This is a genomic window from Providencia rettgeri, from assembly GCF_013702265.1.
GTDB lineage: Bacteria > Pseudomonadota > Gammaproteobacteria > Enterobacterales > Enterobacteriaceae > Providencia > Providencia zhijiangensis.
In genome coordinates, this window is record NZ_CP059348.1 from 1,118,400 (window position 1) to 1,143,707 (window position 25,308).

At 43.2% G+C, this 25,308-nt stretch carries 23 protein-coding genes; 18 read left to right on the forward strand and 5 right to left on the reverse strand.

Going from position 1 to position 25,308, the window contains the following annotated elements:
* Positions 1-27: 27 nt before the first annotated feature.
* Positions 28-2,493, reverse strand: a complete 2,466-nt coding sequence (gene fadE, locus H0913_RS05025) for an acyl-CoA dehydrogenase FadE (protein ID WP_181478094.1) — start codon at positions 2,491-2,493, stop codon at positions 28-30.
* 340 nt (positions 2,494-2,833) lie between these two features.
* Between fadE and lpcA the strand changes: the two genes are divergently transcribed.
* Both lpcA and H0913_RS05035 read left to right on the forward strand, forming a co-directional pair.
* On the forward strand, positions 2,834-3,412 hold the full coding sequence (gene lpcA, locus H0913_RS05030) for a D-sedoheptulose 7-phosphate isomerase (protein ID WP_036954182.1): 579 nt from the start codon (positions 2,834-2,836) through the stop codon (positions 3,410-3,412).
* A 26-nt stretch (positions 3,413-3,438) separates the two neighbouring features.
* On the forward strand, positions 3,439-4,206 hold the full coding sequence (locus tag H0913_RS05035; RefSeq protein ID WP_154604561.1) for a class II glutamine amidotransferase: 768 nt from the start codon (positions 3,439-3,441) through the stop codon (positions 4,204-4,206).
* Here the strand turns inward: H0913_RS05035 and H0913_RS05040 are convergent.
* Positions 4,177-4,917, reverse strand: a complete 741-nt coding sequence (locus tag H0913_RS05040) for a L,D-transpeptidase family protein (protein ID WP_154604562.1) — start codon at positions 4,915-4,917, stop codon at positions 4,177-4,179. The genes H0913_RS05035 and H0913_RS05040 overlap by 30 nt on opposite strands.
* A gap of 415 nt (positions 4,918-5,332) precedes the next feature.
* On the opposite strand from H0913_RS05040, the gene H0913_RS05045 reads away from it, so the two are divergent.
* The 8 genes from H0913_RS05045 (at position 5,333) to nqrM (ending at position 12,677) form a co-directional block, all read left to right on the forward strand.
* On the forward strand, positions 5,333-6,676 hold the full coding sequence (locus H0913_RS05045; RefSeq protein ID WP_154604563.1) for a Na(+)-translocating NADH-quinone reductase subunit A: 1,344 nt from the start codon (positions 5,333-5,335) through the stop codon (positions 6,674-6,676).
* Between the two features lie 4 nt (positions 6,677-6,680).
* A complete protein-coding gene (locus H0913_RS05050; protein WP_036954189.1) occupies positions 6,681-7,919 on the forward strand; it encodes an NADH:ubiquinone reductase (Na(+)-transporting) subunit B in 1,239 nt (412 codons plus the stop codon).
* Positions 7,912-8,706 carry a Na(+)-translocating NADH-quinone reductase subunit C gene (locus tag H0913_RS05055; protein ID WP_181478095.1) on the forward strand — a complete coding sequence of 265 codons (795 nt, stop codon included), beginning with the start codon at positions 7,912-7,914 and terminating at the stop codon, positions 8,704-8,706. The genes H0913_RS05050 and H0913_RS05055 overlap by 8 nt, the downstream gene beginning before the upstream one ends.
* A complete protein-coding gene (locus tag H0913_RS05060) occupies positions 8,699-9,328 on the forward strand; it encodes an NADH:ubiquinone reductase (Na(+)-transporting) subunit D (RefSeq protein ID WP_154604565.1) in 630 nt (209 codons plus the stop codon). The genes H0913_RS05055 and H0913_RS05060 overlap by 8 nt, the downstream gene beginning before the upstream one ends.
* Before the next feature lie 4 nt (positions 9,329-9,332).
* Positions 9,333-9,929 (forward strand): NADH:ubiquinone reductase (Na(+)-transporting) subunit E, encoded by a 597-nt coding sequence (gene nqrE / locus H0913_RS05065; RefSeq protein ID WP_006657396.1) that lies wholly within the window; start codon positions 9,333-9,335, stop codon positions 9,927-9,929.
* A gap of 15 nt (positions 9,930-9,944) precedes the next feature.
* The gene (gene nqrF, locus H0913_RS05070; RefSeq protein ID WP_181478096.1) at positions 9,945-11,171 is read left to right on the forward strand and encodes an NADH:ubiquinone reductase (Na(+)-transporting) subunit F; all 1,227 of its coding nucleotides are present in this window, start codon (positions 9,945-9,947) and stop codon (positions 11,169-11,171) included.
* A 231-nt stretch (positions 11,172-11,402) separates the two neighbouring features.
* Positions 11,403-12,434, forward strand: coding sequence for an FAD:protein FMN transferase (locus H0913_RS05075; protein WP_181478097.1), 1,032 nt, complete (start codon positions 11,403-11,405; stop codon positions 12,432-12,434).
* A gap of 15 nt (positions 12,435-12,449) precedes the next feature.
* The gene (gene nqrM / locus H0913_RS05080) at positions 12,450-12,677 is read left to right on the forward strand and encodes a (Na+)-NQR maturation NqrM (RefSeq protein ID WP_154604568.1); all 228 of its coding nucleotides are present in this window, start codon (positions 12,450-12,452) and stop codon (positions 12,675-12,677) included.
* 104 nt (positions 12,678-12,781) lie between these two features.
* Here the strand turns inward: nqrM and H0913_RS05085 are convergent, their stop codons facing one another.
* Complete coding sequence (locus H0913_RS05085) at positions 12,782-13,147, reverse strand: hypothetical protein (protein WP_154639440.1); 366 nt, start codon at positions 13,145-13,147, stop codon at positions 12,782-12,784.
* 209 nt (positions 13,148-13,356) lie between these two features.
* On the reverse strand, positions 13,357-14,253 hold the full coding sequence (locus H0913_RS05090) for a glycerophosphodiester phosphodiesterase family protein (protein WP_181478098.1): 897 nt from the start codon (positions 14,251-14,253) through the stop codon (positions 13,357-13,359).
* Positions 14,254-14,487: 234 nt separating this feature from the next.
* On the opposite strand from H0913_RS05090, the gene dinB reads away from it, so the two are divergent.
* On the forward strand, positions 14,488-15,543 hold the full coding sequence (gene dinB / locus H0913_RS05095; protein WP_154639442.1) for a DNA polymerase IV: 1,056 nt from the start codon (positions 14,488-14,490) through the stop codon (positions 15,541-15,543).
* A gap of 81 nt (positions 15,544-15,624) precedes the next feature.
* Here the strand turns inward: dinB and pepD are convergent, their stop codons facing one another.
* Positions 15,625-17,085, reverse strand: coding sequence for a beta-Ala-His dipeptidase (gene pepD / locus H0913_RS05100; RefSeq protein WP_181478099.1), 1,461 nt, complete (start codon positions 17,083-17,085; stop codon positions 15,625-15,627).
* A gap of 319 nt (positions 17,086-17,404) precedes the next feature.
* On the opposite strand from pepD, the gene gpt reads away from it, so the two are divergent.
* The 7 genes from gpt to aas all read left to right on the forward strand — a co-directional run bounded on the left by gpt (position 17,405) and on the right by aas (position 25,307).
* Positions 17,405-17,869 carry a xanthine phosphoribosyltransferase gene (gpt, locus tag H0913_RS05105; RefSeq protein ID WP_108479429.1) on the forward strand — a complete coding sequence of 155 codons (465 nt, stop codon included), beginning with the start codon at positions 17,405-17,407 and terminating at the stop codon, positions 17,867-17,869.
* 174 nt (positions 17,870-18,043) lie between these two features.
* On the forward strand, positions 18,044-19,294 hold the full coding sequence (frsA, locus tag H0913_RS05110) for an esterase FrsA (protein WP_154604572.1): 1,251 nt from the start codon (positions 18,044-18,046) through the stop codon (positions 19,292-19,294).
* 71 nt (positions 19,295-19,365) lie between these two features.
* Positions 19,366-19,767, forward strand: coding sequence for a sigma factor-binding protein Crl (gene crl, locus H0913_RS05115; RefSeq protein WP_154604573.1), 402 nt, complete (start codon positions 19,366-19,368; stop codon positions 19,765-19,767).
* Between the two features lie 115 nt (positions 19,768-19,882).
* A complete protein-coding gene (gene proB, locus H0913_RS05120; protein WP_036954225.1) occupies positions 19,883-20,986 on the forward strand; it encodes a glutamate 5-kinase in 1,104 nt (367 codons plus the stop codon).
* 2 nt (positions 20,987-20,988) lie between these two features.
* Entirely contained in the window at positions 20,989-22,242 is a 1,254-nt protein-coding gene (gene proA, locus H0913_RS05125; RefSeq protein ID WP_181478100.1) for a glutamate-5-semialdehyde dehydrogenase, read from the forward strand.
* A 293-nt stretch (positions 22,243-22,535) separates the two neighbouring features.
* The gene (gene aroL / locus H0913_RS05130; protein ID WP_181478101.1) at positions 22,536-23,033 is read left to right on the forward strand and encodes a shikimate kinase AroL; all 498 of its coding nucleotides are present in this window, start codon (positions 22,536-22,538) and stop codon (positions 23,031-23,033) included.
* A gap of 126 nt (positions 23,034-23,159) precedes the next feature.
* Positions 23,160-25,307 carry a bifunctional acyl-ACP--phospholipid O-acyltransferase/long-chain-fatty-acid--ACP ligase gene (gene aas, locus H0913_RS05135; RefSeq protein ID WP_181478102.1) on the forward strand — a complete coding sequence of 716 codons (2,148 nt, stop codon included), beginning with the start codon at positions 23,160-23,162 and terminating at the stop codon, positions 25,305-25,307.
* The last annotated feature ends 1 nt before the right edge of the window (position 25,308 follow it).

A 25,308-nucleotide genomic window follows, 5' to 3' on the forward strand; every position in this document is an offset into this window, starting at 1 on the left:
GTGACAATTTTTAGCGCGCTAAATTAATTATGCTGCTTTTTTCTTTTTCGACTGAGATTCATCCTCTGACTCAGTGTGTGGCTTTTTTGATGGAATCACACCTAAATCATCGAAATCAAACTCGTCGACATTAATCGTACGTAAGCGGCTGGCTTCGGCTTTACGTAAAATATCGGCTTCTTCTTGGGTGATAATGCTTTCTGGCAACATTTGGTCAGCTAACTTATCCAAACGCGTGAAGCTGAATTTACGCTCTTTTAAGCGGCAAATACGTTCGAAAATTGGCTCTGCAGCAATGATGTCATACAGTGCTTGGTTCACTAAACCGTGCGGGTTGTTCTCCACAGGGGTTAGGAATTGGCCACGTCCAATTCTGTCGCGTGTTTCTGATGGCTCCATCATCAGCTGTGCTAGCTTGTGATCCAGTCGGTCAGATGGCATTGACATTGCACGACCTGTCGGGAACAGGACAATGCGTAATGCGCCAGCAATAAAGCGATTTGGGAAGTTTTTCAGTAAATCGTCCATCGCTTTTTCTGATTGATACAGACAATCTTCAACGGCCCATTTCACCAGTGGTAAATCCGCTTTTTGGCGACCTTCATCTTCATAACGTTTCAAGGTTGCAGAAGCAAGATACAGATGGCTCAGAATATCCCCAAGACGAGCGGAGATTCGTTCACGACGTTTTAAGCTACCACCTAGAACGCCCATCGACACATCAGAGAGCAGGGCTAAGTTAGCACTTTGGCGGTTAAGCATTTGGTAATAACGGCGAGTTTCGTCTTTAGTTGGTGCGCTGCTACCGCGTCCATTGGTTAAACCTAACCAGAAACTACGACATTTGTTGCTGATCACATGACCAATATGACCGAATACTGCTTTATCAAATTTGTTCAGGTTATTGTCTTGGGCTGCTGCCATTTCATCAAGCACATAAGGATGGCAACGGATGGCGCCTTGTCCAAAGATAATCATGCTACGAGTCAGAATATTGGCACCTTCAACGGTAATGGCGATAGGTGCACCTTGGTAGGATCTGGCAACGAAGTTGGAACTTCCTAAGCAGATGCCTTTACCACCCGTGATATCCATCGCATCGATAATTGAGCGTTGACCACGGTGAGTACAGTGATATTTCACAATGGCGGAGAGTACCGCTGGTTTTTCGCCCAACATAATGCCAGATGTAATTAAGGTGGCTGCGGCATCCATTAAATAGGCGTTACCAGCAATACGGGCTAGAGGCTCTTCAATACCTTCCATTTTTCCGATAGGAAGTTTGAACTGACGACGGATATAAGCATAAGCCCCCGTTGCCATTGCGACACTTTTCAAGCTACCTGTTGAGTTAGATGGCAAGGTGATCCCACGTCCAACAGACAGGCATTCCACCAGCATTCTCCAACCTTGACCCGCCATTTGTGGGCCACCGATGATGTAATCGATAGGCACGAAAATATCTTTTCCACGGGTTGGGCCATTCATAAATGGAATGTTCAGCGGAAAGTGGCGGTGACCAATCTCAACACCAGGGGTGTTCGTTGGGATCAATGCACAAGTAATACCGAGGTTTTTCTCGCCGCCCAGTAGTTTCTCTGGGTCAGTTAATTTAAAGGCTAAGCCTAATACCGTCGCGATTGGCGCAAGGGTAATGTAGCGTTTGTTCCAAGTCAGGCGCATACCTAAGACTTGTTCACCTTGCCACTCGCCCATGCAAACAACGCCGGTATCAGGAATCGCTCCAGCATCAGAGCCTGCTTCTGGACTGGTTAATGCAAAACAAGGGATCTCTTCACCAGTAGCTAAGCCCGGTAAATAACGATTCTTTTGCTCATCCGTACCGTAATGTTGCAGTAATTCACCTGGGCCTAATGAGTTTGGAACACCCACCGTGATAGCAAGGATACCGGAAACACCCGCTAATTTTTGTAGGACTTGAGATTGCGCGTACGCAGAAAATTCTAATCCGCCATACTCTTTTTTGATGATCATCGCGAAGAAGCGGTGATCGCGTAGGTATTGCCAGACTTCTGGCGGTAAATCTGCGAGTTCATGACTGACTTCAAAGTCGTTCACCATGCCACAAACAGTTTCCACTGGGCCATCAATAAAAGCTTGTTCTTCAGCGGTGAGTTGTGGTTTTGGGTAATTATGAAGTTTGTTCCAATTTGGCGCCCCACGGAACAGGTCACCTTCCCACCAAGTGGTTCCAGCATCAATCGCTTCTTTTTCTGTGCTAGACATCGGTGGCATCACTTTCTGGAACATGGTCATCGCTTTTGATGAAAACAGAGATTGGCGAATTGGTGTGATGACAAATGGTAATAAAACCAGAGCGACGGGTAACAGCATCCAGTAGCTCCAGACACTAGCAGCACCCATGGCTGCGGTATAAGCCAGTAATATAACGGTGCTCAGAATGAGTGAGCTTTTGTGGTAGCTCAGCACGCCGATTAACGCAATAAATAAAACAATACTGAGAAGGATCATAGTTGAAGCTCCTGTCTACTTGTAAGAGGTCTGACCTGTTTGTTTTATTAATCTATATCTGGTAATAAACAATTAGCAAGGTATTTACATCTTAATTACAACTTGGCTCACAAAATCATCAGTTCCTTTTGTAAAGGGACGGTGAATGAAAAATAACCCGTCTTTAGCTAGCCGCAGAGCAGAAGCGCACTGTTGGAGATTTCGCCAACCATACCCCATACGGTACAATCAAAAGTAGAAACAAAATGTACCCTGTGCAACAATCGAGAAATCAAAGATAAATTACCTATAAAGACGTAATTATCTCCATCAAGCATTCGTGAAAATTAAGGGGAAACTCATGTACCAAGACTTGATCCGTGGTGAGCTGACTGAAGCGGCAGATACGCTATCAAAATTTTTAAGTGATGATGCAAATCTGCAAGCGATTGAGAAGGCTGCGGTATTGCTGGCGGACTCTTTCAAAGCAGGTGGTAAAGTGCTCTCTTGCGGTAATGGCGGCTCTCACTGTGATGCAATGCACTTTGCGGAAGAGTTAACTGGACGCTATCGTGAAAACCGTCCTGGCTACCCAGCGATTGCTATCTCCGATGTTAGTCACATTTCTTGCGTGAGTAATGACTTTGGTTATGAATTTGTTTTCTCTCGCTTTGTGGAAGCGGTAGGGCAAAAAGGCGATGTGCTGCTTGGCATTTCGACCTCAGGTAATTCAGGCAATATTATTAAAGCGATCGAAGCGGCACGTGCGAAAGGCATGAAAGTCATCACCCTGACAGGGAAAGATGGCGGAAAAATGGCGGGAAGCGCTGATATTGAAATTCGCGTTCCGCATTTTGGATACGCAGATCGTATCCAAGAGATCCACATCAAAGTGATCCATATTTTGATCCAATTAATTGAAAAAGAGATGGTTAAGTAACCATTTTTAGTAGCAGGAGACTTTAAATGTGTGAGTTGCTTGGCATGAGTGCCAATGTACCAACCGATATTACGTTTAGCCTAAGTGGGCTGATTTCCCGTGGTGGGCAGACTGGTCCACATAAAGATGGATGGGGTATTACGTTCTACGAAGGTCTAGGCTGCCGCACATTTAAAGATCCTCAACCGAGTTTTGTCTCCCCTGTGGCGCGTTTTGTGCAGGAATATCCTATTAAATCGGAAAGCATTGTGGCGCACATTCGTCAGGCGAACCGAGGAGATGTTTCACTGGTGAATACCCATCCGTTTACGCGGGAATTATGGGGACGAAACTGGACTTATGCACATAATGGGCAATTGAAAGGGTTTCGTTCATTAAAGACGGGGCACTATAGACCAATCGGTGAAACTGATAGCGAATGGGCATTTTGCTGGATTTTGCATCAATTGAATCAAAAATACCCAAGAAAACCAACAAACTGGAAAGCTGTTTTCCGTTTTATTGGCACACTCGCGCAGCAACTGCGTGAAAAAGGGGTATTTAATATGCTGTTATCCGATGGGCAATATTTGATGGCATTTAGCTCAACAAAGCTGCATTGGATCACGCGTAGAGCGCCGTTTGGTAAAGCGAAACTGCTGGATCAGGACATCGAGATTGACTTTCAACAGTGCACAACGCCAAGTGATATTGTCTCAGTTATTGCCACGGCGCCCTTAACAGGTAACGAGACGTGGCAAAAAATCGAACCCGGTGAATTTGTGCTATTCCACCGTGGCCAACGCATACTGTGATTTAGATCCCAATAACTTAGTGGGCGTTTCTGGCATGCTGTTAACATGATATTTACCTAATGTTACTGATATTTCAGCAGGTTTGCCGGTTCGCTCAAAATAATCATAAGCAGGTTGAAGCTGTTTCCAAAAAGCATAATGCGTTGAATTGCGATAACGCAGCATATTCATTTTAGTCATGCGAAATGGATAAATACTTACATCAACGGCAGGTTGACCATTTTGAAGTGCTTGTTCCACGGTTTGATAAATTTCCCCCATGGATTTATCTGTCATTGCATAACACCCGACAGATACACAGCTACCGTGAATCATCAGATAGTTACCCGAATACCCCTGCGTCTTATCAAATTCATTAGGAAATCCAAGATTGATAGATCGATAATATCGACTATTTGGATTGAGTTGCGAGCGCGTGATCTGATAAAACCCCTCTGGGCTTTTTAAGTCGCCTTCTATCTTTTTAGGGCCTAGTCCACCAGAAAACTTACAGATAGGGTAGGTTTTGACTAATTTATACTTTCCTACGGCTGTTTTTTGGTAGAGCTCAAGCACACCCTCTTGCTTAAATATTTGAATAAATATCGATGAATCAGGCTGAGTAGTTGGCTTACTATTAAGGTGAAATAATGTGTTTTCTTCTTGTTGAGCAAATGCAGACGTTGCAAATGTGAAGAGTAAATAAACACCGACGGTTTTACTTATATGCATAATTAAGCCAAATGTTGAAAAATAAGCTGATTAAAAATGGAACAAATTCAACATATTTTAGACGAATGGAACAAAATATAATATATCAAGTTAATAATTTTCTAATGAATCATTATTGGCTACAAATTAATCGATGCTCGATAAATGTGAGCCAACATGTAGGTATTTACGAATTGTTGCAACAAAATTTTAAATTTTATTGCAATTTGCTTGAACTAGGTCACTTCTATAACCGGACAGAGGTCGAGGGAACTGATAAAATTGACCCCGGCAGAAGAAGATAAAGTGTAGCAATATTGTTAGATTTACTTACTCGAGTGGCGAAAGCAACTTGAGTTATTTTTATTATTGAGTCGCTATCATTCATTGCTGAATCGTTAGCTTAGGGTTTAACTGATAAACTTGTGCAGATCTTATGATTAAAATTAAAAAAGGCCTTAACCTTCCAATAGCAGGTGAGCCAGCCCAAGTGATAGAAGACGGCCCGAAAATTCAACACGTAGCGGTGCTAGGTGAAGAATATGTCGGAATGCGTCCTTCGATGCTGGTTAAAGAAGGTGAGCGTGTAAAAAAAGGGCAGGTTCTTTTTGAAGATAAAAAGAATCCTGGCGTGGTATTCACGAGCCCAGCCTGCGGTAAAATTATTGCTATTCATCGTGGTGAGCGTCGTGTACTTCAGTCCGTTGTTATCGAAATCGATGGTGACGAACAAGAGACTTTCGAGTCTTATTCTACCGACCAACTCCCATCACTGACGAAAGAGCAGGTTGAACAAAATCTTTTAAGATCCGGTTTATGGACTGCTTTAAGAACGCGTCCATTTAGTCGTTCTCCAGAGCCAGGTTCATTCCCCGCAGCGATTTTTGTGACTGCAATTGACACCAATCCTCTTGCTGCTGATCCTTCGATTATTATTGGCGAAAATGCGCAAGCCTTTACTGACGGTCTCATCGTTCTGAGCCGACTAACTGAAGGCAAGGTGCATGTTTGTCATGGTGCGAGCGAACTTCCAAAACAAGCTGCTAATACACAAATCACATACACACAATTTGCAGGACCACATCCAGCGGGCTTAGCAGGGACTCATATTCATTTCCTTGAACCTGTTAGCATTCGCAAAAAGGTGTGGAGCCTCAATTATCAGGATGTGATTGCCATCGGTAAATTATTTACCACTGGTCATCTTTATACTGATCGCGTTGTTTCTGTCGCAGGCCCGCAAGTTGAGAAACCTCGCTTGCTGCGCACTCGCCTTGGCGCGGATATCTATGAATTAACCAAAGGTCAGCTCAAGGCAGGTGAGAACCGCATTATTTCTGGTTCTGTGCTGTGGGGCGTGACTTGTGATGATGCTCATCATTATCTTGGTCGTTTCCATAACCAAGTTTCTGTATTAGCGGAAGGTCGTGAAAAAGAGCTGTTTGGATGGATTATGCCAGGCGTGAATAAATTCACTATCACGCGTACCACCATTGGGCATTTCTTGAAGAATAAACGCTTCGATTTTACCACGACGATGAATGGCGGTGAGCGTTCAATGGTACCAATTGGTAACTATGAGCGTGTCATGCCTCTCGATATTATGATCACTCACTTACTGCGTGATCTGCTCGCAGGGGACACCGATACTTCTCAGGAACTGGGTTGTCTGGAACTCGATGAAGAAGACTTGGGACTGTGCACCTATGTGTGTCCAGCTAAGTATGAATATGGTCCAGTACTGCGTGATGTCCTGACCAAGATTGAGCTAGAAGGGTAATTCCATGGGTCTGAAAAATTTATTTGAAAAATATGAGCACCAATTTGAACCCGGTGGAAAATTAGCAAAATTCTATCCATTGTATGAAGCTGTTGCGACAGTCTTCTATACACCGGGCACTGTAACAAAAGGTCGCTCACACGTCCGCGATACAATCGACCTCAAGCGTATGATGATTTTAGTCTGGCTTGCGGTTTTCCCAGCGATGTTCTGGGGTATGTATAACGTTGGTAACCAAGCTATTCCCGCGTTGCATCACTTATACAGTGGCGCTGAGCTGCAACAAGTTTTAGCAAGTGACTGGCACTATTCTCTGGCTCAGTTATTAGGCGCTTCTTTAGCACCTGATGCTGGCTGGGGCAGCAAAATGCTGCTAGGTGCGATTTACTTCCTGCCAATTTACTTAGTGGTATTTTTGGTCGGCGGTTTCTGGGAAGTGTTGTTTGCCATGATCCGTGGTCATGAAATCAACGAAGGCTTCTTTATCTCCTCCATCTTATTTGCGCTGATTGTTCCGCCGACCATTCCATTATGGCAAGCGGCGCTCGGTATCACTTTCGGTGTGGTTGTCGCAAAAGAGATTTTCGGTGGTACAGGTCGTAACTTCCTTAACCCTGCACTAGCGGGTCGTGCTTTCCTTTTCTTTGCTTATCCAGCGCAAATCTCGGGTGACTTAGTTTGGACTGCTGCTGATGGATTCTCGGGTGCAACGCCTCTGTCCCAATGGGCGACGGGTGGTGTGAGTTCACTGGTAAACACAGTAACTGGCGAGCCAATCACTTGGATGCAAGCCTTCTTAGGGAATATGCCAGGTTCAATTGGTGAAGTTTCTACCCTGATGATCTTCATCGGCGGTGCATTTATTATCTTCTTCCGTATTGCCTCTTGGCGCATCGTGGCAGGTGTGATGCTGGGTATGATTGCCATGTCTTACCTGTTCAACTTTATCGGTTCAGACACCAACCCACTGTTTGCTATGCCATGGTGGTGGCACATGGTTTTAGGCGGCTTTGCCTTCGGTATGATCTTTATGGCGACAGACCCTGTTTCTGCTTCCTTTACTGATAAAGGTAAATGGGCTTACGGGATTTTGATCGGCGTAATGTGCGTACTTGTTCGGGTTGTGAACCCTGCATATCCAGAAGGGATGATGCTCGCAATCCTGTTCGCCAACCTGTTTGCTCCTCTGTTTGACTATATGGTCGTTCAAGCAAATATTAAACGGAGAAAAGCCCGTGGCTAATGATAAACCAGTAAATAAAGATGGCGTCGGCAGAACGTTTATCGTTGTTTTCATTCTCTGCTTAGTCTGTTCCGTCGTTGTTGCCGGTGCTGCGGTTGGTCTGAAACCTCAGCAACAAGAACAAATGATGTTAGATACTCAGCGTAATATTTTAAGTGTTGCTGGTCTGCTGCAGCCTAAAATGAGCGCCGAAGAAATTCAAAAAGTCTATGGTGAGCGTATCGAACCTAAATTGCTGAATTTCAAAACGAATGAACTATCTAACAGCGTAAGTCGTTTTGACTTAAACAGCGAACTGCGTAGCGAAGAGACCAGCATCGCGTTATCTCCAGAAGAAGACATTGCGAAAATTCGCCGTCGTGCCAATAGCGCTGAAATTTATCTGGTTAAAGATGAGCAAGGGAAAGTGACCCAAGTGATTCTGCCAGTTTATGGTTCAGGCTTATGGTCAGTGATGTATGCCTTTATCGCAGTGGATATCGATGGTGTAACCTCTCGCGGTATTACCTACTATGCGCATGGTGAAACGCCTGGTCTGGGTGGTGAAGTTGACAACCCACAATGGAAAGCGCAGTGGCCGGGTAAAAAACTGTTCAATGAGCAGGGTGTCCCTGCAATCAAAATCGTGCGTGGTGGTGCCACCGATAACCCATTTGGGATCGATGGTCTTTCAGGTGCAACCCTGACTTCAAACGGTATTCAACATATGTTTGATTTCTGGTTAGGCGATAACGGTTTTGGTCCGTTCCTGAAAAAAGTTCGTGAAGGAGCGCTGAATAATGGCTGATTCTAAAGAAGTAAAACGCGTCCTACTTGGACCTCTGTTAGATAATAACCCGATTGCATTGCAGGTTTTGGGAGTGTGCTCCGCTTTAGCGGTTACTACTAAACTTGAAACTGCATTGGTTATGACCATCGCCGTAACGCTAGTTACCGCGTTCTCTAACTTTTTTATCTCATTAATTAGAAATTACATTCCAAGCAGTGTTCGTATTATTGTTCAAATGGCAATTATTGCATCATTGGTAATTGTGGTTGACCAAATCTTACGCGCCTATGCCTATGAAATTTCGAAACAACTTTCCGTATTCGTTGGTTTGATTATCACCAACTGTATCGTGATGGGACGTGCTGAAGCGTACGCGATGAAAGCACCACCAATCGAAAGTTTTATGGATGGTATCGGTAACGGTCTTGGTTACGGTGTGATTCTGGTACTGGTTGGTTTCCTACGTGAGCTATTTGGTTCCGGTAAACTGTTTGGTATTACGGTATTTGAATCACTGCAAAATGGTGGTTGGTACATGCCAAACGGCTTATTCCTGTTAGCGCCAAGTGCATTCTTTATCATCGGTATGCTGATTTGGGGTCTACGTACTCTGAAACCAGCTCAGATAGAGAAGGATTAAGAGAATGGAACATTATATTAGCTTGTTTGTAAAAGCCATTTTCATCGAAAACATGGCGTTAGCTTTCTTCTTAGGGATGTGTACATTCCTTGCGGTATCGAAGAACGTAAAAACTGCTTTTGGACTGGGTATTGCGGTAACCGTGGTGCTTGGGATCTCCGTCCCTGCGAACAACTTAGTGTACAACTTAGTGTTACGTGACGGCGCGCTGGTTGAAGGCGTGGATCTTTCGTTCCTGAACTTCATTACCTTTATCGGTGTCATCGCGGCACTGGTTCAAATACTGGAAATGATTTTAGATCGTTACTTCCCATCACTGTATAACGCACTGGGGATCTTCTTACCGTTGATCACCGTAAACTGCGCAATCTTTGGTGGTGTATCTTTCATGGCTCAGCGTGACTACAACTTCACTGAATCTATTGTTTATGGCTTTGGTTCAGGTATTGGTTGGATGTTAGCGATTGTCTTAATGGCCGCGATCCGTGAAAAGATGAAGTATTCAGACATTCCAGCGGGTCTAAAAGGGTTAGGCATCACCTTTGTTACGACCGGTTTGATGGCATTGGGCTTTATGTCCTTCTCCGGTGTGCAGCTATAAAGGCGAGAAGAATTCATGGATATTATTATTCTAGGCGTAGTTATGTTTACCCTGATTGTCTTGGCGCTGACAGGCCTGATTCTGTTTGCAAAGTCCAAGTTGGTCAATACAGGGAACATTAAAGTTGAAGTCAACGGCGATCCTGATAAGAGCTTTGATGCTCCAGCAGGCGATAAGCTATTAGGCATGTTAGCAAACCAAGGAATCTTTGTTTCTTCTGCCTGTGGTGGCGGTGGTTCATGTGGTCAATGCCGTGTGAAAATCAAAGAGGGCGGTGGTGACATCCTGCCAACTGAGCTTTCTCACATTAATAAGCGTGAAGCGAAAGAAGGTTGCCGTCTGGCGTGTCAGGTTAACGTAAAACAAGATCTTAAGATTGAATTACCTGAAGAAATTTTCGGCGTGAAAAAATGGGAATGCGAAGTTATCTCCAATGATAACAAAGCGACGTTCATTAAAGAGCTGAAGTTAAAAATTCCTGAGGGAGAAGTGGTTCCATTCCGTGCGGGTGGTTTTATTCAAATTGAATGCCCACCTCATGTAGTGAAGTACTCAGACTTTGATGTGCCTGAGGAATACCGTGAAGATTGGGATAAATTCAACTTGTTCCGCTATGTTTCTGATGTCAAAGAAGAGACAGTACGAGCTTACTCAATGGCAAACTACCCAGAAGAGCGCGGTATTATTATGCTGAACGTGCGTATTGCAACGCCACCGCCACGTAATCCAGATGTACCGCCGGGAATTATGTCATCGTATATTTGGTCACTGAAACCAGGTGACAAAGTCACTATTTCTGGACCATTTGGTGAGTTCTTCGCGAAAGAAACTGATGCGGAAATGATCTTTATCGGTGGTGGTGCGGGTATGGCGCCAATGCGTTCCCACATTTTCGACCAATTACGTCGTTTAGATTCTAAGCGTAAGATCAGCTTCTGGTATGGTGCACGTTCGAAACGTGAAATGTTCTACACTGAAGATTTTGATCAGTTAGCTGCAGAGCATGACAATTTTACATGGAATGTTGCACTTTCTGACTCTTTGCCAGAAGATAATTGGGACGGTTACACAGGATTTATTCATAATGTCCTGTATGAAAACTACCTCAAAAATCACCCTGCGCCAGAAGATTGTGAGTTCTATATGTGTGGGCCTCCTGTCATGAACGCCGCAGTCATTAAGATGTTAAAAGACCTCGGTGTTGAGGACGAAAACATCTTACTGGATGATTTTGGTGGTTGATTAATTGCTGTAAATTATCTATTAAGCGCTCAGGAAACTGGGCGCTTGTTGATTAAAAAGAGGAAAAAATGGGTTTTTTTCCTCTTTTTGGTTGTAAACTGTAAATCGCCAAATAGGCAATTCAATTTTTAAACGTGAGTATTCTCTAGATTTGTGAATGTTGAGTTTGTTAGACGTCTCAGCACCTACTCTTTCTCTAGTGGGCGCTTACAATTAACGCTGAGAAAATTTATGCTAAACAGAAAAGTATTTGCTCCTGTGCTGCTATTCGCAGCCACTCTCCTTCTTGCCGCATGTGGTGGACCTGAACAAAAGAATCTTCAGGGACAAACCATGGGAACCTATTATTCTGTTAAGTTCGTGACAGACTCTTCAGAGCCTTCATCGGAAGCTATCCAAGCCGAAATCGACAAGCGTTTGGAAGAAGTGAACGACCAGATGTCTACCTATCGCCCTGGTTCTGAATTAAGTCGTTTCAATCAATCCAATGAAGTTAATGTGCCATTCCCTGTTTCTGCTGCGACGGCAAAAGTGGTCAGTAAAGCCATTGAGATTAATAAATTAACGGATGGCGGCCTGGATGTCACCGTTGGTCCACTGGTTAATCTGTGGGGGTTTGGTCCAGAGGGTCGAGTTACAAAAGCACCTACAGATGAGGAGCTTGAAAAACGTCGCGCATGGGTGGGTATTGATAAGCTCTCTGTACAAGACAACAACTTAATCAAAACCATTCCTGAGCTCTATGTTGATTTATCTTCAATCGCTAAAGGTTATGGTGTTGATGTGGTAGCGGAATATTTAGAGTCCATCGGTATCAATGATTATATGGTTGATATTGGTGGTGAAGTCCGTACAAAAGGTAAAAATGGCAAAGATACACCATGGCGTATTGCGATTGAAAAACCTGCAACGGATGGTGTGAGTCAAACGGCACAGGAAATCATCGAGCCGGGTGACTTATCTATTGCGACATCAGGTGATTATCGTAACTATTTTGAACAAAATGGTGTGCATTTCTCACACACAATTGACCCAAAAACAGGTAAGCCAATTTCCCACAATTTAGTCTCAATTACGGTATTAGCCGACGATTGCATGAGTGCGGATGGATTATCTACAGGTTTCAATGTGATGGGGCCAGAAGCTGGTCTCGCTCTTGCTGAAAAAATGAATATTCCTGTTTTTATGATTGTTAAGACAGATAAAGGTTTCGAAGAGCGTTACACTAAAGCATTCGAGCCATTTTTACAGAGAAAACAGTAAAAGGAGGAAAGCAGAATGTTGAATGTTTTTCTTGCAGCCTTTGCCTTATTTTTGTTGGCGTTTTTAGGTATGTCCCTTGGGTATATTATTAAACGTAAAAGTATCCAAGGCAGTTGCGGCGGTTTAAGTAGCATTGGGGTAGAGAAAGTTTGTGATTGCCCTGAACCTTGCGATGCGCGTAAAAAACGTATGGCACGCGAAGAAGCGCGCCAAAAAATGCTAGAGAAAAACCGCATTTTGTAATTTTTACACTGTTATGAATATCAACCCTAGTTGCTTTAATGAGCGGTTAGGGTTTTTTATTTTAAGATTATCTTGATAAAAATAGTGATGTATTTCATTACGAACTAAATTTTATGTAATGAAGCCGAGCATGATGTGGAAACAGGGTAGTGAACAAACATGTTCCGCATATTTCCTTTGAAACTGAGAGTGACTTTGCCATTATCTTTCTCGTTGAGTTTGCATGCTAAGTAATCGATGCTGCTCCATTTTTCTCCTGACTTTGTCGTGATTATTCCCATCCAATAACTCTGTTCGGTTGAAGAAAAAGTGAACTCAGTGATATCGCTTAACTTTTTTCCATTTATAAGATTATAAAAGATAAAAACATTTCCATACTCATTCGCATTATTTTTGAAAGAAATTTCCACCTTTTTTAAGTCTTCATTCCATAGGTTCTCTATAGAAAGCAAACCTTTTGATATCGCCATGTTAAATTCCTTAGAAATGAGAGTTTAAATATATTTACTTATCTTGGCATCGATGATTTATTAAGTAATTAATATTGAATGTTATTTATTATTAAAAAAGGAAGGAAATATAAGATAGATAAATGTATAGATAGAAAAAGGAGTAATAAAAATAAGCTACTTAAATTGAATAAATCATTATCAAAATAAAGTAGCTTAATAATTAGTGTTTATTTTTTGAAAGCTTTTGGTGAATCGACCATAACGGCATCAGCACCAATTTCTTTAGCCAATTGATAATCGCTATCGCTATTTACACCAAAAACAATAATGTAAGAGTTGCCATTTTTTCTAAAGCAGTCGATAGCTTCTTTATCCCATGAGAGGGTTGCTGGGGAACGCGCTTCACCAAGGGTATATTTCTCAACGACTTCAACTTTACGATGCAGCTCAAAACCATACCAACGAGTTGCAGATTTATCATTCTCAAGCGTACATTGATGGCTCATCACACTGTTGGCAAGCATGGTGCGAGTCTCATCACGACTTTCAAATAATTGTAACTGAGTAGAAAGAGGCTTCAGAGCTTTTAAAAATGCATCGTTAGTGGAATAAAAACGGACTTGGTTAAATGTGTTAGTTTTATTCAACAATGCCAAAATAGCTTGAGCTTGCGTATTAGGATCAGCATCTGGGGATTTTAAGTCGATATAAAAAATCGTATCGGGGTATTTTTTTAATACTTCTTCTAATGTCACGATGGTGGTTTTTGCAGCGGGGAGTTGTTGGTTATTTTTCTGATTAAATTTATACGCCGCATTTATTTGGCTTAATTGCTTGGCGGAATAATCAGAAACAACACCGCTTTTATCTGTTAAAGCGTCTAAGTCACTCGGGCGGTAAAGGACTAATTGATTATCTTTACTGAGCTGAACAGTTAACCAAATTGCATCAGCTTTATTGCTTTTGGCTTGTTCGATCGCATAAAGAGTATTTTCAGGGGCATCTGCGGTACCTGCGCGGTGTGCCACAATTTGCGGCATTAATGCGGAAGCGGATTGGCTAACCAAAAGTAGTAAACCTATCGCGGTGGATTTTTTGAACACTGACGTTGATATAATTTGCATTTGTATAATCCATAATAATAGAAAATTCAATGAACTAACATGAGATTGACCGAGTGGTTGTTGTAATATGTTCCATCAACTTTGTAAGCAATAAGCCTATAAATTAGGAGAAACTTTTTACTTTTTCGGTCATTTACAGTATTTCAGGAATACATTTCAATCAGATGAATAAGTTGCATGGCTAATAAAACTACTGTATATTTATTCAGTAATTATTGGTTGGGGGCAGCTATCATGCGTAAAATTATTCATATTGATATGGATTGCTTTTTTGCTGCGATAGAGATGCGCGATGACCCAAAATTACGCAATGTTCCACTGGCTGTCGGGGGAAGTGCAGACCGACGTGGCGTATTGAGTACCGCAAATTATGAAGCGAGACGCTATGGCGTTCATAGCGCAATGTCGACGGCGTTGGCATTGAAACTATGTCCTCACCTGAAAGTCGTCCCCGGTCGTATGGCGGTCTATAAAGAAGTTTCCCATCATATTCGGCAAATATTTGCCCGCTATACCGATCTTATTGAGCCATTATCTTTAGATGAGGCCTATTTGGATGTGACTGATTGCCAGCAGCTTCACGGCTCTGCCACGCTCATCGCCGAGGCTATCCGCCAACAAATTTTTGATGAGCTTCAGCTCACTGCTTCTGCGGGAATTGCCCCGATAAAATTCCTCGCCAAAATCGCCTCTGATATGAATAAACCCAATGGGCAATTTGTGATCACGCCACAGGAATTACCGGCGTTTATTGCCACGCTACCATTAAAAAAGATCCCTGGCGTTGGAAAAGTAACAGCGCAAAAACTGGCGGACATGGGGTTATTGACCTGCGCGGATGTTCAGCGCTATGACATGCTGGCGTTGGTAAAAAGCATGGGTAAATTTGGACAGGCTCTGTGGGAGCGCTGTCATGGTATTGATGAACGAGCAGTAAATACTGAACGCTTACGTAAATCCGTTGGGGTAGAACGCACTCTCGCCAAAGATATTCATCAGTGGGAGGAGTGTTTGCCTTTACTTGATACTTTATACGATGAGCTACATTTTCGCTTAGAGAAAGTGAAGCCAGATCTGCGTATTGCTCGCCAAGGTGTGAAATTAAAATTTGAGGATTTTCAGCAAACGACGCAAGAGCATGTTTATCCCATTATAGATAAGCAGGATCTTATTCGGTTGGCACAGCAGGCTTGGGAAAATCGGCGGGCAGGGCGAGGTGTCAGGTTAGTGGGCTTGCATGTGACATTGCAAAATCCACAAATCGAAAGGCAGCTTTCATTACTTTTATAGCTTTTATTATGTTTAAAGAATGAAAAAAATAGGGTCATAAACCGTAGCTTATGACCCTGATATTGATAGCTTAAAGCCGAATTAGTTTTTCACTGGGATAGCTTTTAAGATAGCAGTTAGCAGTGTCCAGTATTGACCCACGCTCTCAATGTGAACGCGCTCATCTGGTGAGTGTGCACCACGGATGGTTGGTCCAATGGAGACCATATCCATTAATGGATAAGGCTTTTTGAATAGACCGCACTCAAGACCCGCATGGATAACCATGATATTTGGGATTTTACCAAACAGTTTTTGGTAAGTGTCGCTAACAATATGCATGACTGGTGAGTCTGCATCTGGCTGCCAACCTGGGTATCCACCTTCAGCTTGGTACTGAGCTTTCGCCAGTTTTGTCAGAGACGTCAGCATATTAACGACGTAGTTTTTACCAGAGTCGATTAACGAACGGATTAAGAAGATCACTTCGGCTTTGTCTTCAGTCATTTTCACAACGCCTTCGTTCAGCGAAGTTTCAACAACCCCTTTCACCACATCACTCATACGGATAACACCGCTTGGTGCAGAGTTCAGGAAGAAAACTAAACGTTGTTGGCAATCATCAGTCAGTGCTTTTAAGTCACTCGTTGCTTCATCTAACAGTAAAACTAAGTTAGGTTCTACAGCGGCTAATTCATTTTTCAGAATGCCTTCGTAGCGAGTTCTTAATGCGGTTAATTCAGCGACTTTATCAGCGGGCACTGCGATGGTTACTTGGCCTTCGCGTGGAATCGCGTTGCGTAGAGTACCACCAGTGAACTCCAGCAGTTTTAAGCTTAAATCTTCAGCGTGACCTGCTACGAAACGCGCTAACAGTTTGTTTGCGTTACCTAAACCTAAGTGAATGTCGCCACCAGAGTGACCGCCTTTAAGACCTTTTAAGGTCATGCGGAAGGTTTTATAACCTTGTGGTAATGCTTCACGGGTTAAATCAAATGTCGCAGTGAAATCAACGCCACCGGCGCAACCCATGTAAATTTCACCTTCTTCTTCTGAGTCAGTGTTGATCAGAATATCCGCTTGTAACCAGTTTGGTTGTAGACCGAAAGCGCCGTCCATACCGGTTTCTTCGGTCATGGTCAGTAACACTTCCAGTGGGCCGTGTTCAACGCTGTCATCCGCCAATACCGCTAATGCGGATGCCATACCGATGCCGTTATCTGCGCCTAATGTTGTGCCTTCTGCAGTGACCCATTCGCCATTAATATAAGGACGAATAGGATCTTTCGTGAAATCGTGCTCTGTGTCGTTATTTTTTTGCGGCACCATGTCTAAGTGAGCTTGCAGTACAACTGGCTTGCGGTTTTCGTAGCCTGTAGTCGCTGGTTTACGGATTAAGATATTACCAACTTGGTCGCGCTCAACGTGAAAACCTTTCCCTTTAGACCATTCCATGATGTGGGCGGCTAAAGCTTCTTCGTGTTTTGATGGGTGAGGGATGGAGCAGATTTTAGCGAAAATATCCCACAATGGTTGTGGTTTTAGCGTTGATAATTGTGACACGTTCTTCTCCTTGGCACTTTGATCGTAATCTTTCCGTCATATTTCAAGCTGGGGATTGGCTTACATCCAAAACAATTAACTGACGGCGTTGGTCGCTTAATTTAAGATTGCACTTAAGTGTAATAACTCAGGTTTTAAGCGGTTTTATGTATTGGTTCAGCATAACACTTTCTATCGAATAATGGAGAGCGCTAATAAGAATAATTCATTTAGTGGGATGGTTTCACTGGTTTTTCCTGCGCCAAATCACTATAATCTCGCGCAACCTTTTTTCCGCAAGACACATTTCTGTTTTACTCACCTTCGGGACCCGAATTTTATGAGCGAAAAATATGTCGTAACGTGGGATATGTTGCAAATACATGCCCGTAAACTCGCACAACGTTTATTACCAGCAAAACAATGGACTGGTATCATCGCAGTTAGCCGTGGTGGTTTAGTCCCAGGCGCACTGTTAGCGCGTGAGCTGGGTATTCGTCATGTTGACACCGTTTGTATCTCTAGCTATGACCATGACAACCAACGCGAATTGAATGTCATCAAACGCGCTGAAGGCGATGGTGAAGGCTTTATCGTGATTGACGATTTAGTGGATACTGGTGGCACAGCGAAAGCTATCCGCGACATGTATCCAAAAGCACACTTCGTGACTATCTTTGCAAAACCAGCAGGTCGCCCATTAGTGGATGATTATGTGGTTGATATCCCACAAAACACTTGGATTGAACAGCCTTGGGATATGGGCGTTGTGTTTATCGATCCTCTGTGTGAACAAGATAAGTAGTCTGAACGAAATAATTTAAATCTGTTTAGCCGTGATAGGTCGCGTTTGTTTGATAAAAACAACACATTATTACCTAAGTGATTTGAGCTAAACACGATATGATAGAGGGGAGTGCGAAATGCACTCCCTTTTTGTTTATGTGACAGATTTAATAGGTAAAAGTAGGGAACCCACATGACTCAGCAAAATTTATCCGAAAAACTCTTTAAACCTCGCGTTAGACAAGTTGAAACATCAACGTTGGTTTCTTATTCCTCCCATACCCTTTCCCAATTAGAGAACCACAGTGTATTAAGTGGCTCTTCGCATAATCATTGGTATCGTACTCTTAACCGGTTAATGTGGATTTGGCGTGGTATTGATGCGATTGAAATTGAAGAAGTTCTAAGCCGTATTGCTATTTCGGATGCTAAACGTAGCCGTGAAGAATGGCTTGATACCGTCATTGGGAATCGTCGCGGTAATTGGTGCTTTGAATGGTCACATCAAGCCATGCACTGGCAACAAAAAGCCTTAGAATTTGAAAAAGGCCAGGAAGCGTGCGATGCGTGGTTGCGTGCCGCTAACTTATACAGTATTGCGGCATACCCGTTTATTAAAGGGGATGAGCTGGCGGATCAAGCGATTGTGTTAGCCTGTAAAGCTTATGATAGTGCGGCAAAATTCTCACAGTACCAATTGAAAAAAATCCCATTCAAAGTTGATGGTGGTAAAGAAGTCTGTGGCTTTTTGCACATACCATCGAATGTTCAAGGTCCTTATCCAACAGTGATGGTTTGTGGCATGCTGGATAGTTTACAAACAGATTACAGCCGCTACTTTCGAGAATATTTAGAGCCTCGTGGTATTGCGATGCTAACGCTGGATATGCCATCTATCGGTTATTCTGGCAAGTACTGCCTTTCGCAAGAAACCAGTACATTGCATGAACAGATTGTTCGCCAGCTCGACACCATCCCATGGATTGACCACACGCGATTTGCAATCACTGGGATCCGTTTTGGCGCGAATATTGCTGTTCGCTTAGCGTATATGTGCCCAGATAAAATCAAAGCCGTTGCGGTGATTGGCCCTATCGTCCATAGCCTATTACATGAAGAAAAATATCAGAAAGATATTCCCCGTATGGTGCTGGATGTTTTTGCTAGCCGCTTAGGAATTTATCAAGTTGATGGTCAATCATTACGCCATGAGCTCAGCTGTTATTCACTGCGTAATCAAGGCCTGTTGGGACGCCGTAACCAAGTACCGATGATGTCAGTATGTTTTAAAAATGATCCCTACAGTCCGAAAGCTGATTCAGATTTAATAGCGCGTTCATCTATGGATAGTCATTTATTGACGTTACCAAGTAGCCCTATTTTAGAGGCTTTCGAGCGATCCATGTCAGATACAACCAAATGGTTAGAAAGTAAAATATTATAATTGTATTGAATAGCTTGCTTATTTTTTAACATTTGTTAAAAAGGGATCTTCCCAAGAAGGAGATCCTTAATATGGCGTTACCGACTGATTACACAAATGGAAAGTTTTTAAAGAAATTTGCTGCGATAGGGCCTTATTTACGTGAGCAACAATCTATCAAAAACTGCTACTTTTTTGATAGCTTAGTTGTCTGTGTTAATGCGAATATTGCGCCTGAAAAACGAGAGTTTTGGGGATGGTGGTTAGAATTAGCTTCCACGGATGAAGGGTTCGAATTTGCTTATAAATTAGGGATCTACAATAATCAGGGAAATTGGCAAGCAAAAACCTTGAAAGATGCCGCAACGACGGATGCCGTCGAAAAGAACCTGCATGCCTTCCATCAACGCCTTTCCCAGCAATTATCCGCTCTAGAATTAAGCTTGTTCCCATCCCCCTTAATGACAGAATTAAAGCTGGAATTAAGCGCATAAAATTGTTTTAAACCAACTTTTGTTTAATTTTGCGTTATGCCTGTTGGCATAACGCGCATCTCCTGATAAAACTGATACCCACTTTGTATTTATTAATCCTAATGGCAGAAAAAAGATGAAAAATAGCCAAACACTCGTGGTCAAACTTGGCACAAGTGTCTTAACAGGGGGCTCACGTCGTTTAAATCAAGCTCATATCGTTGAGTTGGTTCGACAGTGTGCGCAGCAATATGAAAAAGGTCACCGAATTATTATTGTCACGTCTGGCGCAATTGCTGCAGGACGTGAACATCTCAATTACCCCGAACTGCCGGCCACCATTGCATCTAAACAGTTGCTGGCGGCGGTCGGTCAAAGTCGTTTGATCCAATTATGGGAAAGGCTTTTTTCCATCTACGGTATTCACATTGGCCAAATGCTGTTAACTCGTGCAGATCTTGAAGATCGCGAACGTTTTTTAAATGCGCGAGACACACTGCAAGCGCTGTTAGATAACGGTATTATTCCGGTGATCAACGAAAACGATGCAGTGGCGACAGCCGAAATTAAAGTGGGGGATAATGATAACTTATCCGCACTTGCTGCCATTCTTGGTGATGCAGATAAATTACTGTTATTAACCGATATTGAAGGCCTTTACGACGCGGATCCACGCAGTAATCCGAACGCAAAACTAATCCCTGAAGTTCATGGCATTAATGATGATTTACGCCGTATGGCAGGGGATAGCGTAACGGGCTTAGGTACCGGTGGAATGGCAACAAAATTACAGGCGGCTGATGTTGCTGGCCGTGCTGGGATTGACGTGTTTATTGCAGCGGGGAATAAACCGGATGTCATCAATTCAGTGATTGAAAATATCCCTGTGGGAACCCGTTTTTATGGGCAGAAAAACCCAATGGAAAACCGTAAGCGCTGGATTTTTGGCGCTCCAGCGGCGGGGGATGTTTATATTGATGATGGCGCGCAGTTGGCGATCACCGAAAAAGGCAGCTCATTATTGCCAAAAGGTATTAAGAAAATAGAAGGCGATTTCTCCCGTGGCGCAGTGATCCGTATTCGTAATATGGCAGGCAAAGATTTGGCACATGGTGTAAGCCACTATAATAGTGATGCGCTCAGAATGATTGCCGGTCATCATTCCCAAGATATTGGTAAAATCCTTGGCTATGAACATGGCTCAGTTGCCGTTCATCGCGACGATATGATAGTGAGTTAATTATGTTAGAACAAATGGGTAAAGCGGCGCGCGAAGCGTCATGGCAGTTGGCTCAATTCAATACCAAACAAAAAAATAGTGCGCTTGAGCAAATTGCTGACCTCTTAGAGCAAAAGAGTGCCAGTATTTTAGCGGCTAACCAGCAGGATATGGCTCAAGCTCAGCAAAGTGGTATGAGCGAAGCATTACAAGATCGTTTATTACTGACCCAAGCGCGCTTAAAAAGCATCGCGGATGACGTCAGAAAAGTGTGCCAGTTGGCTGATCCGGTAGGGCAATTCCTTGATGGTAGCGAGTTAGATAGCGGGTTAAATTTACAACGTCGTCGTGTTCCGTTAGGGGTTATTGGAGTGATCTATGAAGCCCGCCCTAATGTTACTGTGGATGTCGCTTCTTTATGTTTAAAAACGGGAAATGCGGTCATTCTGCGCGGTGGAAAAGAGACGCATAATACCAATCTTGCTGTGGTAGAGGTTATTCAGCAAGCGCTGAAAAATAGCGGGCTGCCAGCCAATGCGGTACAGGCAATCAATAATCCGGATCGTGAATTAGTGGCTCAATTATTAAAATTGGATCGCTATGTGGATATGCTGATCCCTCGCGGCGGTGCGGGTTTACATAAATTATGTCGTGAGCAATCTACAATCCCGGTGATCACTGGCGGAATTGGTGTTTGCCATACTTTTGTAGATGACTCTGTGGATTTTGATAAGGCACTGAGTGTCATTACTAATGCTAAAGTTCAGCGTCCAAGTGCATGTAATTCATTGGAAACACTGTTGGTTCATGAAGACATTGCGGCGAGTTTCTTACCGCGTTTAAGTGAAAAAATGGCTCAGCAGCAAGTGACATTACATGCCAGCGAGAAAGCAATGGCATTCTTGAAAGATGGCGCTGCTAAAGTGGTTCCTGTTCAAGCGGAAAACTTAGTGGATGAATGGCTATCTTTGGACTTGAACGTTGAGATTGTTTCAGGGATTGATGCCGCTATCGAACATATTCGTCATTATGGTACCGCACACTCTGACGCCATCTTAACGGAGTCTATTCGCCAAGCGGATTACTTTGTGCAGCGTGTGGACTCGGCTGCGGTATACGTTAATGCCAGCACCCGTTTTACCGATGGTGGGCAGTTTGGACTCGGTGCGGAAGTGGCAGTGAGCACCCAAAAGCTCCATTCCCGTGGGCCGATGGGGTTAGATGCTCTGACGACCTATAAATGGATTGGTTACGGTGACTTTTTAAGTCGGCCATAATTTAATCATAATAATTTCGAGCCACACTGCGTGTGGCTTAAGTTGCAGACAAAGAGGGATAAAAGCGTGGTTTTTCCCTCTTTGTGTTATCAGGCGAAAATCAATAAATTGATTTTCCTGATTTATTTTTACAACCCTAAAGTATCATTTCCAAACCAGATAGGTTTTGAAATGGTTCGAGCCACACTGCGTGTGGCTTTATTTTTTTAGACTATTCGCCATTTTGGCTAACCTGCTAGAAGCATGTGTATGGCAAATTTATCATAGTAATCATGATGATGGGATGAATATCGATGTTCTACATTATTGGGCCTAGAGGCTCAGGAAAAACAACGATTGGTAAGAAACTCGCAGAAAAAACGGGTTACCAGTTTATTGACACCGACAAACTTATTTTAGAACACGCGGGAATGAGCATTTCTGACATTGTCCAGCAACAAGGCTGGGACTATTTTCGTCAGCTAGAAAGCCAAATTCTTGCTTCAATCGAACCACAAAAAGCCATTGTTTCAACAGGGGGCGGTATTATTTTAGCCTCTGAAAATCAGCAGGTTATGCGGGATAATGGAACGGTCATTTATTTACGTTCCACTCCTGAAACCCTCGCACAGCGGCTGGCGGCAGAGCCTCAAGCAGAACAGCGACCGAGCTTAACGGGAAAATCACTGCTTGAAGAAATTGAAGAGGTGATGGAGCAGCGTGATCCTATCTATTTATCGACTGCGCACCACGTTATTGATGCCAATCAATCCATTGATGCTATCATTAACCAGATCGCAAATTTGAGATAAATATTAGGTATACCAATGCCTTTAGGAATAAACCCCTTAATGAGGCGGATGGGGCACGAGATAATTGTTGTGGTATCTAATTGTTAATCAATAGATAAAATTATCACCATAAGAAAGGAAATCATTATGTTGGCAAAGATAATAAAAAAAGTACTGAAGTTTTTGTTTCGTGTCGAAGTCATTGGCAACCCAAATGAGTTCAATCAAGACAAATGTATCATTACGCCAAACCATGTCTCTTTTCTTGATGGTGTGTTGATTGCGCTATTCTTACCAGTAAAACCGGTATTTGCTATGTACAGCACAGTGGCAACGCCTAAGATGATCAAGCGTCTTAAGCCTTATGCCGATGTTGTTGCATTAGATCCAAAGAACCCATTAGGCCTCAGACACTTAGTTCGAGAAGTGGACAAAGGTCGCCCAATCGTTATTTTCCCAGAAGGCCGCATTTCTGTTCATGGCTCTTTAATGAAGATCTATGAAGGCGCGGCTTTTATCGCTGCCAAATCAGGGGCAAAAATTGTCCCTATTCGTATTGATGGTGCTGAGCGAAGTTACTTTGGACGCTTAAAAGGGGTTATCCCGTTAAAGTGGTTTCCGAAAATCAAGTTACATATCCTGCCTGCTGAAGCCATTCCTATGCCGGATGCACCACGTGCTGTTGAGCGTCGCGCATTAGCGGGTGAACACCTTTACCAAATCATGAAAGCGGCACGTATGGCAAGCCGCCCACAAATGACGTTAGTCGAAGCCTTTATTGATAGTATTGAACGTTATGGGCGTCGTTCTCGCTGTATTGAAGATATCGCCTTTAAAGAAGATAACTATCAAGGATTACTGAAAAAGTCTCTTGGTGTTGGACGAATTATCGAACGCTACACCCATGAAAATGAGCGTGTAGGGTTATTGCTACCCAATGCGACAGTGACCGCGGCAGCAATTTTCGGCTGTTTAATGCGTGGTCGTGTGCCTGCAATGCTGAACTACACGGCGGGAAGCCACGGGATCAGTAATGCTTTGAAAGCGTCAACGGCGAAGGTGGTCTTTACTTCAAGACAATTTTTGGAAAAAGGGAAACTGACCCATATTCCAGAGCAAGTGCCTGAAGCCACGTGGATTTACCTCGAAGATTTAAAAGATACTGTCACTTTCCAAGATAAGTGGTGGATTGTTAAGCATTTATTCTCACCACGTAACGCTATTGTTCCCCGTAACGTGGATGACGAAGCCATTGTATTATTTACCTCTGGTTCTGAAGGGACGCCAAAAGGCGTAGTGCATAGTCATCGTAGCTTAATGGCTAACGTTGAACAGATCAAAACCATTGCCGATTTTACGCCGCGTGACCGTTTTATGTCATCACTGCCGTTATTCCACGCATTTGGATTAACCGTTGGGTTATTTATCCCGCTGTTTTCTGGGAGCCGCGTCTTCCTATATCCAAGTCCGTTACATTACCGAATTATTCCTGAATTGGTATATGACCGAAATTGTACCGTTCTGTTTGGAACCTCAACATTCTTAGGCAATTATGCACGTTTTGCCCATCCGTATGATTTTGCAAGAGTTCGTTATGTTGTGGCTGGCGCAGAAAAACTGTCAGATAAAACCAAGAAAATTTGGTACGAAAAATTTGGTATCCGTATTCTTGAAGGTTATGGCGTGACGGAGTGTGCGCCGATAGTCTCTATTAATGTCCCTATGGCGGCGAAAGAAGGCTCTGTAGGGCAGATTTTACCCAGTATGGAAGCCCGTATTATACCATTACCGGGTATTGAACACGGTGGAAAACTTCAACTGAAAGGCCCAAATATAATGAAGGGTTACTTACGTGTAGAAGCGCCGGGCGTGTTAGAGGAGCCAAAAGCGGAAAATGCTCAGGGCGAGATAGAACCAGGCTGGTATGACACTGGGGATATTGTTGAGTTAGACAATAAAAACTTCTGCACCATTAAAGGACGAGTGAAGCGCTTTGCTAAACTCGCTGGCGAAATGGTTTCTCTTGAAAGTATTGAACAAATGGTGGCTGAGATCTCTCCAAGCTGCGACCACGGTGTTGTGACTAAACCCGACAGTAGCAAAGGGGAAGCGTTGGTGTTATTTACCACGGATAAAGATCTTGACCGAGGTGCATTATCTGCCGCAGCGAAAGGTAAAGGTTTAACTGAATTAGCGGTTCCTCGGGATATTCGTTGGGTTAAAGCCTTACCAGTATTAGGTAGCGGAAAAACGGACTTTGTGACATTAAAACAGATGGCGTTAACAGGGGAATAAT